Annotated in this window: 1 protein-coding gene; it reads right to left on the bottom strand. The window is 64.4% G+C overall.

Going from position 1 to position 253, the window contains the following annotated elements; genetic code table 11:
* The coding region (locus tag AC1RQI_RS17355; RefSeq protein WP_481905853.1) for a hypothetical protein at positions 1-253 on the bottom strand (253 nt) is incomplete at both ends.

Raw genomic sequence — 253 nt, 5'->3', positions numbered from 1 at the left:
ATCGGATTGTGCGTGATGATGATGAAGCGCGTGTCGGTCGAGCCGGTCATTTCATGCAGCAGGCTACAGAACCGTTCGACGTTGTGGTCGTCGAGCGGCGCGTCGACTTCGTCCAGCACGCAGATCGGCGACGGGTTGGTGAGGAACACCGCGAAGATCAGCGAGAGCGCCGTCAGCGCCTGCTCGCCGCCCGAGAGCAGCGACAGCGTCTGCGGCTTCTTGCCGGGCGGCTTGGCGATGATCTCGAGGCCGG

It is taken from the genome of Salicola sp. AFF1, assembly GCF_056783195.1.
This window is presented reverse-complemented; position numbering and strand designations above follow the sequence as displayed.